11 protein-coding genes and 1 pseudogene are annotated in these 15,088 nt (G+C 66.0%); 9 read left to right on the top strand and 3 right to left on the bottom strand.

Going from position 1 to position 15,088, the window contains the following annotated elements; all coding sequences use genetic code 11:
* Positions 1 to 109: 109 nt before the first annotated feature.
* Positions 110 to 1,294, top strand: coding sequence for a DUF8744 domain-containing protein (locus MQH31_RS19730; protein WP_243013475.1), 1,185 nt, complete (start codon positions 110 to 112; stop codon positions 1,292 to 1,294).
* Positions 1,291 to 3,966: a multicopper oxidase domain-containing protein gene (locus MQH31_RS19725; RefSeq protein ID WP_243013474.1), complete on the top strand. Its 2,676-nt coding sequence runs from the start codon at positions 1,291 to 1,293 to the stop codon at positions 3,964 to 3,966. The genes MQH31_RS19730 and MQH31_RS19725 overlap by 4 nt, the downstream gene beginning before the upstream one ends.
* A 112-nt stretch (positions 3,967 to 4,078) precedes the next feature.
* On the opposite strand, the pseudogene MQH31_RS19720 reads toward MQH31_RS19725, so the two are convergent.
* Both MQH31_RS19720 and MQH31_RS20930 read right to left on the bottom strand, forming a co-directional pair.
* Positions 4,079 to 5,017 (bottom strand): annotated as a pseudogene (locus MQH31_RS19720) (TIGR04053 family radical SAM/SPASM domain-containing protein); the annotation flags it as partial.
* A 12-nt stretch (positions 5,018 to 5,029) separates the two neighbouring features.
* A complete protein-coding gene (locus MQH31_RS20930) occupies positions 5,030 to 5,242 on the bottom strand; it encodes a hypothetical protein (RefSeq protein ID WP_308196491.1) in 213 nt (70 codons plus the stop codon).
* A gap of 73 nt (positions 5,243 to 5,315) precedes the next feature.
* Here MQH31_RS20930 and MQH31_RS19715 point away from each other — a divergent pair, with 73 nt between their 5' ends.
* The 7 genes from MQH31_RS19715 (at position 5,316) to MQH31_RS19685 (ending at position 14,411) form a co-directional block, all read left to right on the top strand.
* Positions 5,316 to 6,083, top strand: coding sequence for a helix-turn-helix transcriptional regulator (locus MQH31_RS19715; RefSeq protein WP_243013473.1), 768 nt, complete (start codon positions 5,316 to 5,318; stop codon positions 6,081 to 6,083).
* Between the two features lie 4 nt (positions 6,084 to 6,087).
* Positions 6,088 to 6,825 (top strand): helix-turn-helix transcriptional regulator, encoded by a 738-nt coding sequence (locus MQH31_RS19710; RefSeq protein ID WP_243013472.1) that lies wholly within the window; start codon positions 6,088 to 6,090, stop codon positions 6,823 to 6,825.
* Positions 6,826 to 6,942: 117 nt separating this feature from the next.
* The gene (locus MQH31_RS19705; protein ID WP_243013515.1) at positions 6,943 to 10,692 is read left to right on the top strand and encodes a nitrate reductase subunit alpha; all 3,750 of its coding nucleotides are present in this window, start codon (positions 6,943 to 6,945) and stop codon (positions 10,690 to 10,692) included.
* On the top strand, positions 10,693 to 12,357 hold the full coding sequence (gene narH, locus MQH31_RS19700; protein WP_243013471.1) for a nitrate reductase subunit beta: 1,665 nt from the start codon (positions 10,693 to 10,695) through the stop codon (positions 12,355 to 12,357).
* Positions 12,358 to 12,428: 71 nt separating this feature from the next.
* Entirely contained in the window at positions 12,429 to 13,046 is a 618-nt protein-coding gene (gene narJ, locus MQH31_RS19695; protein ID WP_243013470.1) for a nitrate reductase molybdenum cofactor assembly chaperone, read from the top strand.
* Positions 13,043 to 13,816 carry a respiratory nitrate reductase subunit gamma gene (gene narI, locus MQH31_RS19690; protein WP_243013469.1) on the top strand — a complete coding sequence of 258 codons (774 nt, stop codon included), beginning with the start codon at positions 13,043 to 13,045 and terminating at the stop codon, positions 13,814 to 13,816. The genes narJ and narI overlap by 4 nt, the downstream gene beginning before the upstream one ends.
* 175 nt (positions 13,817 to 13,991) lie before the next feature.
* Positions 13,992 to 14,411 (top strand): YkvA family protein, encoded by a 420-nt coding sequence (locus MQH31_RS19685; protein WP_243013468.1) that lies wholly within the window; start codon positions 13,992 to 13,994, stop codon positions 14,409 to 14,411.
* 109 nt (positions 14,412 to 14,520) lie between these two features.
* Here MQH31_RS19685 and MQH31_RS19680 read toward each other — a convergent pair whose 3' ends face one another.
* Complete coding sequence (locus MQH31_RS19680) at positions 14,521 to 15,060, bottom strand: chlorite dismutase family protein (protein WP_243013467.1); 540 nt, start codon at positions 15,058 to 15,060, stop codon at positions 14,521 to 14,523.
* Positions 15,061 to 15,088 lie beyond the last annotated feature (28 nt).

Raw genomic sequence — 15,088 nt, 5'->3', positions numbered from 1 at the left:
GACTGGTCGGAGGACCTCACTGAATCGCACTTGCGGTCTCGACATTGCACCAGGCGGGATCGACCCAATCGGATTAATTGATGAGCGGCCACGCTCGAGGAGTGCCACGATGTCGCCCAAATCCCACTACCTGCCAACGCGGCCAAGCCGGCGAAGCGGCTGCCGCATCGTACTTCTTCTCCTCGGTGGCTTCGCCCTGCTCGCGGGACTCGATGGGGCACTCATTCTGCTTGGCCTGCCGGCACCGGTGATCGCAGCCCGCCTCGCCGACGTGCATGGCCCGCTCATGGTCTATGGCTTTGTCGGAACGGTCGTTGTTCTCGAACGCGCTGTTGCCATCCGTCGGAATTGGGCATTCCTGTCTCCCGGTCTCCTCGGCGCCGGCGGAATTGCGCTTGTCTCTCCGATTCCGCTCTTTGTCGGCCAGCTCGCCCTCATGGCCGGATCGATCGTGCTGCTCGCGATCTATCGGGCTATCTGGGCGCGACAGCCCTCGACCTCCAGCGCCGTTCAGGCCCTCGGGGCGTTGCTCGGCCTCGCCGCGACAATTCTGTGGTGGGGAGGTGTCCCGGTGCCTCAACTCATCCCGGCGATGACACTTTTCCTTGTCCTGACGATCGCAGGGGAACGTCTGGAACTCGCCCGGATCTCACCAACCGTCGATGAGCGGGCCGAGCGGTGGCTGCTCGCGGTAGCCCTGGTCCTGGCCTCTGGCGGCGTGCTGGCACTCTTGTGGCCTGTCCTTGGATATCCGGTGCTTGGCTTCGCGCTGCTCGGTCTCGTCTCGTGGCTCGTGCGATACGACGTGGCCACGCGGCTTGTCAGGTCGAAGGGACTGCCGCGTTACATGGCCGTGTGCCTGCTCGCCGGGTATGGCTGGATGGGTGTCGTCGGCCTGGTCTGGATCCTGTGGGGACCCGGATACGTCGGCCCTGCCTATGACGCCGTGGTGCACTCCGTCTTCCTCGGCTTCGTGATCTCCATGATCATGGCGCATGCGCCGACAATCCTGCCTGCCGTGCTGCGCCGGCCGCTGCCCTATCGTCCCTTGATGTATGGGCCGGTTGTCCTACTGCACGCTTCACTAGTTGTGCGTGTCGTCGGCGGCGATGCCAGAGGGTTAGATGTTCTGGTGCAGTGGGGCGGCTTCGCGAATATCGTCGCGGTGCTGCTCTTCGCGGGGGTCTCCGTCGTCTCCGTGTTTGTGGGCGCGCCGCCGAAACCCGTCAGGCGTGAGTCGAGCACCGCCTCTCCGCGCGGCCGGGCAACGATCTCGCTGGGAACGCGCCGATGACCCGCCGGCTGTGGCACATCATCACCGGAATCCTGGTGCCGGCGTGGCTTTTCCTCACCGTCGTCGTGGTCATCGTGCATCGGTTCATTCCGGTCGCGCCCTGGCTCATGGTGCACCTGCTGCTCCTCGGCGCGGTCAGCAGCGCGGTCCTGATCTGGAGCCAGCACTTCGCCGACACCCTCCTCCGGCACCCCGCGCCCGGCGGTCGCGCGTTCCTCGGCTGGCGCCTCGCGGCCCACACTACAGGAGCCATCGTCGTGATCACCGGCATGATCGGTGGCTGGTGGCTGGTCGTCCTCGTCGGCGGCATCCTCGTCGGCGCGAACGCGCTCGCGCACGCGGCCATCCTCGCCGTGCAGTCCCGCGGCGCGCTGCCCTCCCGGTTTGCACCGCTCGTCCGCTACTACGTCGCGGCCGGCGCCGCCCTGGCGATCGGGGTCACCCTCGGAATCCTGATGGCGCGCATGGACGACTCGGAGGACACATACGCGCGCCTCTTCATCGCCCACATCGGACTCAACCTGCTCGGCTGGGCCGGGCTTACCGTGATCGGGACAGTCGCCCTGCTCTGGCCGACCATTCTGCACGTGCGGGTCACCGACGGCACCCGCGCGGCAGCGCGCTGGACCCTACCTCTCTTCCTCGTGGGCCTCACCGTGCTCGGCCTCGGCTGCCTGCTCGGGGAACGCGTCATTGCCGGTCTCGGCGTGCTCGGCTATCTCGCCGGGCTGTGCCTGGTGTTCGCCGACGTCGTCCGCCAGGGTCGTTCAGCACCCGCAGTGACCTTCGCCGGGTGGAGCATCGGTAGCGCCTTGGCCTGGTTCGGCCTCTGCACCCTCGGATTCGCCGTCACCGTCACCGTCGCCCCCACCTGGACCGCCGCTGCCAACGGGCTCGAACAGCTCGTTCCGGCCTTCCTGGTCGGCTTCGCCGCGCAGATCCTGCTCGGCGCGCTGACCTATCTGCTGCCGGTCGTACTCGGTGGTGGCCCGCGGGTCGTCAAGGCCACGAGCCGAGAGCTTGAGCGCGGTGGACTTTTCCGCGTCATCGTCGTGAACGGCGGCCTCGTGCTGTACCTCCTGCCGGTCCCGAGCCTGGTGAAGGTCGCCCTTTCGCTCCTCGTCGTGGCCGCCCTGTCGTCCTTCCTGGTACTGATGACTCGGGCGCTGAAGACCAACCGGGTGGTGCGCAGAGCGGCGGATGCCGCCGCCCCGGTTCCCGGATCCCGTCCCGCCGTGCCGCCCGCAGCACAGCCTGCCGTACCGTCGCCGCGTCCGCGGCGCACCGGGTCCGTCGTCGTCGCGGCCGGTGCCCTTCTGCTCGCTGTGACCCTCGGCGTAGCGATGGACCCGGTGGCGCTCGGCGTGACCGGCGGCCTCTCTGTCGTTTCCGTCCCCGCGACCGGGCACACCACGACGGTCGATGTGACCATGGCGGGGATGCGCTTCAGTCCCGACTCCGTCTCGGTGCCCGTCGGAGACACCCTCGTCATCAACCTGACCAATGCCGACGACCGGGTGCACAACCTGGTCCTCGACACCGGTATCACCTCCGGTTCGGTCAACCCGGGGACGACGACCGTCATTGAGGCAGGCGTCGTCGGTGCAGCGATCGCCGGCTGGTGCTCGATCGCCGGCCACAAGCAGCTCGGGATGGTCTTCTCCGTCACGGTAACCGGTGGCGCGGGCGGAACAAGCTCGAGTGCGACAGGCGCGAGCGCGACAGGCATGGGCGGGATGGACATGGGAACGGGCGCAGATGCCGGTGCGAGTGGTACGCCGTCCGCCGCACAGGACGTGGACCTGATGAAGCAACCCGCGACGGACTTCGCCGCCCGAGATGCCCGGCTCGCACCGGCATCCGCCGACACCGTGCACAAGCTCACGCTCACCGTTCAGAACGTCGAGACGGAAGTGTCGCCGGGAGTCCGGCAGACCCTGTGGACATACAACGGGACCGCGCCGGGGCCGACCCTGCACGGTCACGTCGGCGATATCTTCGAGATCACCTTCGTCAATGGCGGAACCATCGACCATTCGATCGACTTCCATGCCGGCGCCCTCGCCCCCGACAAACCAATGCGCACGATCATGCCGGGGGAGAGCCTGACCTACCGCTTCACCGCAACTCGATCGGGGATCTGGCTCTATCACTGCTCGACGATGCCGATGTCCGCCCATATCGCGAACGGCATGTTCGGGGCGGTGATCATCGACCCGCCAGGGCTCGCGCCCGTTTCCGCGGAGTACGTTCTGGTCCAGTCCGAGTTCTACCTCGGGCCGGAGGGCGGGGAGGTCGACGCGGCGCGGGTGGCGACCCAGCTGCCCGACCTGCTGGCCTTCAACGGGTACGCCAACCAGTATGCGGACCGACCCCTCACCGCGCGCGCGGGGGAGACGGTGCGCATCTGGGTCCTGGACGCCGGACCCAACGTCGGCAGTTCCTTCCACGTGGTGGGCGGGCAGTTCGACTCAGTCTTCAAGGAGGGTGACTATCTGCTCCGCGACGGCGGCAGCACCGGGACGGGCGGGGCGCAGGTGCTCGACCTCGCCGCGGCGCAGGGCGGCTTCGTCGAACTCGCCTTCCCCGAGGCCGGACACTACCCGTTCGTCAGCCACGTGATGTCGGACGCGGAGAAGGGTGCCCGCGGGGTCTTTGCCGTCACGCCATGAAGCCGGCCTGAAGACGCCGGGAAGACAGAGTCTTGAAAATCCCACCAGCCAGGCCGCAGCTGGCGTGCACGATCCACGAAGAGCTTGGCGCCGAGGGAGACCGTCGAATGGGTTAGGGGACCGGGACGGGGGCGACCGGCTGGTACGCGCAGCTCGGATCCTCGGCGAGAGGATCGCCGGTGACTGCGTACGCGTGCGAGCGGGAGCCGCCGCAGACCGTGCGGAACTCGCACGCGCCGCACCGCCCGCCGAAGGAATCCGGGGCGCGCAGCTCCTGGAGTAGCCGCGCCTCCCGGTAGATCTCGGGGAACGGCTGCTTGCGCACCGAACCGACCGAAACGGGCAGGAACCCGCTCGGGTAGACCGCGCCGACGTGGTCGACGAAGGCGAAGCCACGTCCGGAGTTGACATCGATCGGGGCGCGGGGTGCGCGGCGCCTGGGCTCGGCCCCGGTCAGCAGTTCCGCGGTGTCGCGCCGCAACCGGGCGCGCAGCGGGCCGACGGGGAACGCCGCATCGAGATCGGCGACACCGGCGCGCTGGATCGCAATCCGGCGGTAGTGCGGCGCCTCCGTGGTCTTGATCGCGACGAGTTCGGAGACATCGTGCAGCCAATGCAGCACCTCTTCGGCCTCGGTGGAGGTGAGCGCGTTGAGAAGCTTGCCGCGCCCGGTCGGGACGAGGAAGAAGACGCTCCAGAGCGTCGTGCCGAGCTCGAGGACCGTCTTCAGAATGGCGGGCAGCTCGTGGACCGTGTCGCGCGTCACTGTCGTGTTGATCTGCAGCCGGTAGCCGACGTCGCGCACCATCCGTGCAGCGACCATCGTGTCGTCGAAGACCCCGTCGACACCGCGGAAGGCATCATGGGTCGCCGCGGATGCCCCGTCGAGGGAGAGCGACACCGCCTTCGCCCCGGCGTCGTGCAGCTCGACAAGGACCTCCCGGGTGAGGCGTGGGGTGACGGAGGGCGAGAGGGCCATGCTGAGGCCGATGCTCGTGCCATGGGCGACGAGTTCCGGGAGGTCGGGGCGTTCGAAGGGGTCGCCGCCGGTGAGGACGACGAGCTAGCGCGGCGTGCCGAACGACGCGAGATCGTCCAGGAGCTTTTTGCCCTGGTCGGTGGTCAGCTCGAAGGGATTGCGGGTGCGAATGGCGTCCGCACGGCAATGCGTGCAGACGAGCTGGCAGGCCCGCGTCACCTCCCAGATCACGATGAAGGGACGCTCGCCGGCATCGTGGTGCAGGTGCCGAACGGCGCGCGTTGCGGTGTCAGTCACGTGATCCTGGTCCGGTACAGCTCGAATGCGCACCTCAGTTGTTTTTACCACACTTATAGGGAAAACTAGGGGTGTGCCTGCCCCCGACCTCGACGCCCGTACTCACCGCGCCCTCTCCGGCGTGAGCCGCGTAGCTGTCCTCGAGGTGCTGCGCACCAACCGGACGCCCCTCGACATTCCCGCGCTCGCGGCGGCGGTCGGCCTGCACCCGAACACCGTTCGCTCCCACCTCGACCGGCTCCTCGAGGTCGGCCTCGTGACCGAGGCCGTCGAGGCGCGGACCCGACCTGGCCGTCCCCGGCTGCTCTATGCCTCGGTTCCGCCCGCGAGCGACCCTTCCGGGCCCGGGGCCGCTCCGACGACAGAATCCGCTGCCTCCGAGGGCTCCTACAGGCTCCTCGCTGGCCTTCTTGCGGACAGCCTCGCCGCAGGCGCCCCCGACGCGCGCGCTGGCAGCGAACGGGCCGGCGACGCCGGGCGGCGCTGGTCGGAAGAGTTCGTGCCCAGCGACGAGCGCGCTCCCGGTCCGATCGATCCTGCTGGAGCGATCGACCGGTTGGTCGAGATCCTCGACGTCGTCGGATTCGCCCCCGCTGTCTCGGAGGATCGCACCGCGATCGACTTGCAACGGTGTCCGTTCCTGGACGTCGCGAAAGAGAACAGCGCCATCGTGTGCTCGGTGCATCGGGGCCTGATGCAGGGTGTCCTGGACCGGATGCACGCACCGGCCATCGGCATCCGTCTCGAACCGTTCGTGCGGCCGGGCGTCTGCGTTGCACATGTGGTCTACCCACCAAACGCGGGTAGGGATATCGGTTTCCGAATAAAGAGTGGAGAGTAGACCCATGTCTTCCCGCCCGCCGTCGAGCTACCGGACGCTTGCGTCGTTCAGCAGGATCAAGCTGCTGTACTTCCTCCAGCAGCGCGGAACGATGACGGTCGGCGATCTCGCAGACGCGACAGGGTTGCACCACAACACCACGCGGGAACATTTGCAACGCCTGATCAGCGATGGTTTCGTTACGAGTGAGCCCGAGGAGCGCGACGTCAAGGGACGCCCGAAGATGCTCTACAGCGCGGCCGCAGGTATCGATCACCGGGAGGGTTCCATCCGGGTTGCGAAGGTCGAGGCCGCCGAACGCCGGGGCGACCAGGTGCGGCGGATGCTGCCACTCACCGCCGCGATCGACTCACCGCTCCAGCGTCAGTTGGACGCCCTCGACGACCACCTCGACCAGACCGGTTTCGAGGCACGGATTGATGCGGACGGACGTCACCTCACTCTGCACGAGTGTCCGTACAGCGAGATGGTCAAGGACCACCCTGAGGTATGCCGGGTGCACCTCGGTCTGGTCCAAGGCATCCTGCAACAGGCCGGCGGTCCGCTCACGGCCGATGCGGTGCATCCGCTCACCGAGCCGAACACCTGCACGCTGGACTTGAACTGGTCACATCAGGGTGCAGAGTGTGAGGAAATCGAGGGAGACGACGGGCCCCGGCAGAGCGTCGACGTCGCGGTTGAAATCGATGACGTGACCTCCCGCGCACAGGCGGTTATTTTTCACGGTGTTTTCCGCTTGTAGCCCGTTCGGGTGGCCGTGAGACTCGGTAGCGAGGCTGTTGCTGATTGCGGTGATGCCCGGGAGTGCAAGGGGTACGTCGTGAAAACTCTCAAGGACTCGAGCTTTTCCAAGCGGAGTGTGGGCAAGCCGGGCACGAAGCCGGGTATCGACAGTCCGATTGCGGACAGCATCCTCAACCTCGGTCGGTTCCTGCGCCGAGGGGAGACCTCGCCGGATCTGCGGTCCCTGTTCCTCGAAGGCGGCCGAGACGCCGACAGCTTCTATCGCGACCGCTGGACCCACGACAAAGAGGTGCGGTCCACCCACGGCGTGAACTGCACCGGCTCCTGCTCGTGGAAGGTGTACGTCAAGGACGGCATCATCACCTGGGAGACCCAACAGACCGACTACCCCTCCGTCGGCCCGGACTCGCCGGAGTACGAACCCCGCGGCTGCCCGCGCGGCGCAGCATTCAGCTGGTACACCTACTCGCCGACCCGGGTGCGGTACCCCTACGTTCGCGGCGTGCTGCTCAACCTCTACCGTGAGGCGAAGGCACGCCTCGGCGACCCCGTACTCGCGTGGGCCGACGTCACGGGTAACCCCGAGTCTGCCAAGGCGTACAAGAGCGCTCGCGGCAAGGGCGGCCTCGTGCGCGCTAGCTGGGACGAGGCCGCGGAGATCGTCGCCGCCGCACACGTGCACACCATCAAGACCTACGGGCCGGACCGAATCGCCGGTTTCTCGCCGATCCCGGCAATGTCGATCGTCTCGCAGGGCGTCGGCAACCGTTTCATCTCCATGCTTGGCGGCACGATGCTGTCCTTCTACGACTGGTACGCCGACCTCCCCGTCGCCAGCCCGCAGGTTTTCGGCGACCAGACGGACGTCCCGGAATCCGCCGACTGGTGGAATTCGTCGTACCTGATCATGTGGGGCTCGAACGTGCCGGTCACCCGCACCCCTGACGCGCACTTCATGGTCGAGGCCCGGTACCGCGGCCAGAAGGTCATCACGGTCTCGCCCGACTACGCCGACAACTCCAAGTTCGCCGACGAATGGCTCGCCGTGCACCCCGGCACCGACGGCGCCCTCGCGATCGCAATGGGCCACGTCATTCTCAAGGAGTTCCTCGTCGACCGGCGCACCCCGCGTTTCGTCGACTACATGAAGCGCTACAGCGACTCCGCCTACCTGATCACGCTCACGAAACGCGGCGACGCCTGGGTGCCCGGCAAGTTCATGACGGCGGATGCCCTCCCCGACACCGAGCCAACGGTCGCGAGCGCGGCATTCAAGCCGATCCTGCTCGACCAGGACGGCCGCACCGTCATCCCGAACGGATCCATCGGGCACCGCTTCTCCGAAACAGATGTCGGCAAATGGAACCTCGATCTCGAGGGCGTCGACCCCCTGCTCTCGATCATGGACGCGCCCGACTACGACGGTGCATCCGCTGCCGTCGACATGCCCCGCTTCGACATTTCGCCCACGACAGACGAGGCCGGCGAACAGCAGGCCGGTGGCGCAGGCATCATCCGCCGCGGTGTGCCCGTGCGGAGCGTCGCCGGAGAACTCGTGACAACCGTCTTCGACCTTCTCCTCGCCCAGTACGGCGTCGGCAGGGACGGGCTCCCCGGCGTCTGGCCAACCGGCTACGACGATGAAACGTCGCCAGGCACCCCCGCGTGGCAGGAAGGCATCACCTCCGTACCGATGCAGGCCGCAGAACGCATCGGGCGTGAGTTCGCGCAGAACGCCGAGGAATCGGGCGGCCGCTCAATGATCCTGATGGGGGCAGGCACGAACCACTGGTTCCACTCGGACACCATCTACCGCGCCTTCCTCGCGCTCACGACGATGACCGGCTGCCAGGGCGTCAACGGCGGCGGCTGGGCTCACTACGTCGGGCAGGAGAAGGTACGCCCCCTCACGGGCTACGGCCAGTACGCGTTCGGACTGGACTGGGTGCGTCCTCCCCGCCAGATGATTGGCACCGGGTTCTTCTACCTCGCCACCGACCAATGGCGTTACGACGGCCTCTCCGCCGATACGCTCTCGAGCCCGCTCGGGGTCGGCACGTTCGCGGACCGCACGACGGCGGACTGCCTCGTGGAGTCGGCAAAGCGCGGCTGGATGCCCAGCTACCCGACGTTCAACCGCAACTCGCTCGACCTTGTCGACGACGCAGTCGCGGCCGGGGTCGACCCGGCCCAGTACGTCGTCGAGTCGCTGGAGGACGGCAGCCTCGCCTACTCCGTCGAGGACCCGGACGCCCCAGAGAACTTCCCGCGCGTGATGGTGGTCTGGCGGGCGAACGTACTCGGCTCTTCCGGCAAGGGCAATGAATACTTTCTGAAGCACCTGCTCGGCACCACGAGTGCCGTGCGCGCGCCGGAGTCCCCGTCCGAAAAGCGCCCGAAGACGATGAAATGGCACGAATCCGCGCCAGAGGGCAAGCTGGACCTGCTCGTCACGAGCGACTTCCGGATGACCTCGACGACTATCTTCAGCGATGTGGTGCTGCCGCCGGCCACCTGGTACGAGAAGAATGACCTGTCGACGACGGACATGCATCCGTTCATTCACTCGTTCAACCCCGCGATCGCCCCGCCGTGGCAGGCGAAGACCGACTTCGACATCTTCCACATTTTGGCGAAGAAGATTTCCGAATTCTCGGTCGAGCATCTCGGTGTGCGACAAGACCTCGTAGCAGTTCCCCTCAGTCACGACACCCCCGACGCGATGGCGACCCCGCACGGAACCGTGCAATACGGCCAGCCACTGGTGCCCGGGATCACGATGCCCAAGCTCGTCGTCGTCGAGCGCGACTATCCGGCATTCGCCGACATGCTCGGTGCTCTCGGCCCGCTCACGGCGAAGCTCGGCATGGTGACCAAGGGCGTCAAGTTCAACCCCGATGTCGAGGTCGACTATCTCGGCAAGAAGAACGGCTTGGTCGAGAGCGGCCCGGCCGCCGGCCGCCCGCGCCTGACGACCGCGAGCCATGCCTGCGAGATGGTGCTCGCACTCTCCGGCACCACGAACGGGCGCCTGGGTACCCAGGGTTTCCGTCAGTTGGAGGAGCGCACGGGTATGAAGCTCGCCGACCTCGCGAGCGACAATGAGGGCCGCCGATTCACCTACTCGGATGTCCAGGGTGCACCAGTCCCCGTGCTCACGTCCCCGGAGTGGTCGGGCAGTGAGCACGGCGGCCGTCGCTACAGTGCCTTCACGATCAACGTCGAGCGGCTGAAGCCGTGGCACACACTCACCGGGCGGCAACACTTCTACCTGGACCACGACTGGATGATCGAGCTGGGGGAGCAGTTGCCGATCTTCCGGCCGCCTCTCGACATGCACCGTCTCTTCGACGACTCGATCGTCGGCTCGACGGCGGCGACCGGTTCTACCGGGTCGAAGGGTCGGGCGGAGGTCGCCGTGCGCTACCTGACGCCGCACTCGAAGTGGTCGATCCACTCCGAATACCAGGACAATCTAATGATGCTCTCGTTGTCCCGTGGTGGGCCGACCATCTGGATGTCCCCGCAGGACGCCGACAAGATCGGCGTTCGCGACAACGAGTGGATCGAGTCGTACAACCGCAACGGCGTCGTCGTCGCGCGGGCGATCGTGTCGCACCGGATGCCGGAAGGCACCGTGTACATGTATCACGCGAAGGACCGCACGATCAACGTGCCGATCGCTGAAACGAGCGGTATGCGCGGCGGGACAAACAACTCGCTGACCCGAATCCTGCTCAAGCCGAGTCACCTGATCGGCGGCTATGCCCAACTGTCGTTCGCCTTCAACTACCTCGGCCCGACCGGGAACCAACGCGATGAGGTCACCGTGATCCGTCGACGCAGCCAGGAGGTTGAGTACTAAATGCGCGTAATGGCCCAAATGTCGATGATCATGAATCTCGACAAGTGCATCGGCTGCCACACCTGCTCCGTCACCTGCAAGCAGGTCTGGACCAACCGCACCGGCGTTGAATACGTCTGGTTCAACAACGTCGAGACCCGGCCCGGCCTCGGCTACCCGAAGCGCTATGAGGATCAGGAGAAGTGGAACGGCGGCTGGGTGCGTAACAAGCGCGGACGCCTGAAACTGCGCTCCGGCGGACGCCTCAAGCGACTCGCCACGATCTTCAACAACCCCGACCTGCCCGTCATCGACGACTATTACGAGCCGTGGACCTACGACTACGACATGCTCACGAAGGCACCGCTCAGCACGGAGAGCCCCGTCGCCCGGCCCAAGTCCCTCCTGACCGGTAAGAACATGGACATCAAGTGGTCCGGTAACTGGGATGACAACCTCGGCGGCTCCCAGGAGACCGCAGCTGACGACCCCATCCTCGCGACGATGAGTGAGCACGTGAAGATGGAATTCGAAAACACCTTCATGTTCTACCTCCCGAGAATCTGCGAGCACTGCCTGAACCCGGCCTGCGTCGCGGCGTGCCCCTCCGGGGCGATGTACAAGCGCGAGGAGGACGGTATCGTCCTCGTCGACGAGGATGCCTGCCGCGGCTGGCGGATGTGCGTCTCGGCCTGCCCGTACAAGAAGGTCTACTTCAACCACAAGACCGGCAAGGCGGAGAAGTGCACGCTCTGCTATCCGCTGATCGAACAGGGCAAGCCGACCATCTGCTCGGAGACTTGCGTCGGCCGGCTGCGTTACCTGGGGCTGATGCTCTACGACGCCGACGCCGTGCTCGCCGCCGCCGCGATCGAGAACGACCAGGACCTGCTCGAGGCCCAGCGCGGGGTATTCCTCGACCCGTTCGACCCCGAGGTCATCGCCGCGGCGAAGGCGGAAGGTATGGAGGACGACTGGATCCTCGCCGCCCAGAACAGCCCGATCTACAAGCTCATCTCCGAGTACAAGGTGGCGCTGCCGCTGCACCCCGAATACCGCACGATGCCGATGGTCTGGTACATCCCGCCGCTGTCTCCGGTCGTCGATGTCATCTCGACGACGAACAACGACGGCGAGGACGCCCGTACCCTGTTCGCGGCCATCGACAAGCTGCGAATTCCCGTCGAATACCTCGCCGGACTGTTCTCGGCCGGCGATGTCGTCCCGGTGGAGTCATCGCTGCGTAAGCTCGCCGCGATGCGTTCGTACATGCGCGACATCAACCTCGGCAAAGACCGCGACGAGTCGATCCCCGCGGCCGTCGGCATGACCGGCACCGAGATCGAAGCGATGTACCGGCTCCTCGCGATCGCCAAGTACGAGGATCGCTACGTCATTCCCAAGGCGCACGTGGAGACCGCCCGCGAGCTCGAAGAGCTGGCATGTTCGCTTGACACGGACGGGGGACCAGGCATGGGCGGTCCGACCTCGACCGCGGGACCCTATGGCAAGACTCCGGGGATGCCGTTCAACGCTACCGTCGACAACTACAACGAGATGATCGGCAAAGGCGGAGAGAAAACCAAACCGACAACGCCTGGCCGGATCAACCTCCTGAACTGGAACGGCGGTGGCCGACCGGACGGCTTGTTCCCGCCCGTAGCGGACGCCGGGAGCCCCGCATGAGGCTCCCGAAGCTTCCGCCCCGTAAAGTCACGGCAATCCCGCTCAGTGCCGAGGACGGGGCCATCGCACACATGGCCGCGTCGATCCTGCTCGACTATCCGACCCCTACGCGTCGTGCGCGCTTCGCTGCGGTCGCGGAGTCTGTCACACTGCTTCCGCATCCGCTTCGGACCGCGTTCGAGGAGTTCTTGACCGCCGCGGGGGAGATGGGCCAGCAGGAGCTTGAGGTGCATTTCACGGCGACCTTCGATCTCAAACGCAAATGCTGCCCGTATCTCTCGTACTACGCGGCCGGCGATACGCGCCGTCGCGGCATGGCCCTCGTGCGTTTTATCGAGGCGTATCATGCCGCAGGCTGGGAGGTTGCGGCGGACGAACTGCCCGACTACCTGCCCATGGTCCTCGAATTCTCGGCGCTGAGCGATTCGCCCATCGCGCAAGAGTTGCTCGCGGCTCATCGGGACGGTATCGAAGTGCTCCGCACGGCACTCGAAACCATCGAGAGCCCCTACGCGCACGTCGTCGAGGCCGTGTCGCTCTCGCTTCCTGCCATCGATGAGGAAACTCGGGAGCGATATCTCAACCTCGTCAACGAGGGCCCGCCGACCGAAACGGTCGGTATGACCTTCCTCGGCAACCTCAAACCATTTTCGCCGTCCGGCATTGCGAGTGAGGAACTCAGGGTATGAACCCGATCGACTTTCTATTGTGGGTGGCGTTCCCCTACGCGGCCATGGCCGTCTTCGTAGTCGGCCACATTTTCCGCTATCGGCACGACCAGTTCGGCTGGACCTCCCGCTCGAGCCAGGTCTACGAAAACCGGCTACTGCGCTGGGGATCGCCGATGTTCCACTACGGCATCCTCATGGTGCTGGGCGGCCACGTGGTCGGCCTGCTCGTGCCCAAGGAATGGCTCGAGTTCGTCGGTGTCTCCAATGAGATCTATCACGTGGGTGCCACCTGGCTCGGCAGTATCGCGGCCGTTCTCACGCTCGCAGGGCTCGCCATCCTGATCTATCGGCGCAGGCTCAACACCCGGGTGCTGCTCGCGACCACGGTGATGGACAAGGTCATGTACGCACTCCTGGGGGCGACCCTGCTGTTTGGGACGACCGCGACGGTTCTCTTCCAGGTGCTCGGTGCCGGATATGACTACCGGGGCACGATTTCGCCCTGGGTGCGCGGCCTGCTCTCAGCCCAGCCCGACCCCGCTCTGATGTCCAACGTGCCCTTCTTCTTCCAGCTGCATGTGCTCAGCGCGACACTGTTGTTCCTGCTGTGGCCCTTCACCAGACTCGTGCACGTCTTCTCGGCGCCGATCGGCTATTTCGTACGACCGTACATCGTCTACCGCTCGCGGGACACGCATCGGGGATCCGGGGCGCGTAAGGCCCGACGCGGGTGGGAGAAGAGCGTGCTGCCGACATCCGCTCGGGACAAGGATGCCGCCCACCGCTGAATCTCATGCCGCGTCAGAGACGGATTGGCCATGCCAACGCACGTCGAACCCACCTGGCGCGGTCGATCTGACCGGGGCTCACCTCCGCCGTTGTTGAGGTCGTCCTCTGGGACGATCGTGTCATGAGGACTTCCACCGATCGAAGCCCCTGCGCAGTCCCCGAGGAGTCGTAGTCGTGTCGGAATGGTGGCAGGTTGTTGTCGGCGTGGCCGGTGGGCTGGTCCTGGTCTGGCTGGTGCTTGTCCTTCTGCTGTGGCTCGAGCAACGCAAACACTCGGGGCATGCGACGCTTATGGATCTTCTTCGTCTCGCCCCGGACGTTGTGCGTTTGCTGAAGCGGCTCGCCTCAGACAGTTCAGTGCCGATCGGGGCCCGGATCTGGTTGGGCGTTTTGTTGGTGTATCTGATCTCGCCCATCGACCTCATACCGGATTTCATCCCGGTGTTGGGATATGCCGACGACGCGTTGGTCGTGGCGATCGCTCTCCGATTCGCGACCCGGCGCGCGGGCGGCGATTCCATCGCGAAGCACTGGCCGGGGACTCCAGCTGGTCTGGCTGCTGTTCTGCGTCTGGCGGGGTTGCCCTCGTCTTGAACGGACGGAGAGTCCAGCGCTTCAACCGCACCCTGAAACCCGAAGGCGCGCACGCGGCATGGGAAACAGTCCGCCCATCAACCGCCATCACAGCACCCTGGGAGTTGCATTAACGGCTGAGGCGAATGTCGACCTCACGTTCGACGTAGTCCCATTCGCGACTTGTGCGCAGCCGTGCCAGGAGTTCCTCGAACGCCGTTGCGTCACCGGGCGCATACTCGAACCAGGTTAGGAAGTCGAAGGGTTCGTCCAGATCACGGCTGTGGTAGAGCTGCCGAGCGATCGCAGGCAGGTATTCGAGCCCGATCGCGATGTGGTGGCTCGTCTCCTCGAATACCGCCCTCCGTTCATCCTGGGGGAGATCCCACCAGCGGGAGGACTTCGTGATCGGGATGAGCGCGGCGCACCGGGCGTCTGGTCGGCCGAGGGCAGGCTGGACAGCATCGAGAGCTGCTTGCTCGGCGCGCTCCGTGTAGCGTTTGTAGCTCGTAGCGCCGCTGAGTATCCACACGGATTCTGAGTCGGCGGTCGGAGGTAGCGCCGACACCTGAAGGCGTTCTGCCGGGGCAAGCGTGGGACCGGTGACAGCGAGAACGCGATCGATCTGCCAGGGCCCAGCGGAGCCTGCGGTGAAGCGGGTGATCGCCATACTTCGACGTTAGCAGGCCAGCCTCGCG

The sequence above is a fragment of the Cryobacterium zhongshanensis genome, assembly GCF_022760445.1.
Lineage (GTDB): Bacteria > Actinomycetota > Actinomycetes > Actinomycetales > Microbacteriaceae > Cryobacterium > Cryobacterium algoricola.
The sequence above is the reverse complement of the archived record's forward strand: the minus strand, read 5'-3'. Positions and strand labels throughout refer to the sequence as shown.

Excerpts from the sequence above, each read along its gene's own strand:
- MQH31_RS19730 (WP_243013475.1), top strand. The coding sequence starts at position 110 with ATGTCGCCCAAATCCCACTACCTGCCAACGCGGCCAAGCCGGCGAAGC.
- MQH31_RS19680 (WP_243013467.1), bottom strand. The coding sequence starts at position 15,060 with ATGGCGATCACCCGCTTCACCGCAGGCTCCGCTGGGCCCTGGCAGATC.
- MQH31_RS19710 (WP_243013472.1), top strand. The coding sequence starts at position 6,088 with ATGTCTTCCCGCCCGCCGTCGAGCTACCGGACGCTTGCGTCGTTCAGC.
- narH (WP_243013471.1), top strand. The coding sequence starts at position 10,693 with ATGCGCGTAATGGCCCAAATGTCGATGATCATGAATCTCGACAAGTGC.
- MQH31_RS19725 (WP_243013474.1), top strand. The coding sequence starts at position 1,291 with ATGACCCGCCGGCTGTGGCACATCATCACCGGAATCCTGGTGCCGGCG.
- narI (WP_243013469.1), top strand. The coding sequence starts at position 13,043 with ATGAACCCGATCGACTTTCTATTGTGGGTGGCGTTCCCCTACGCGGCC.
- narJ (WP_243013470.1), top strand. The coding sequence starts at position 12,429 with ATGGCCGCGTCGATCCTGCTCGACTATCCGACCCCTACGCGTCGTGCG.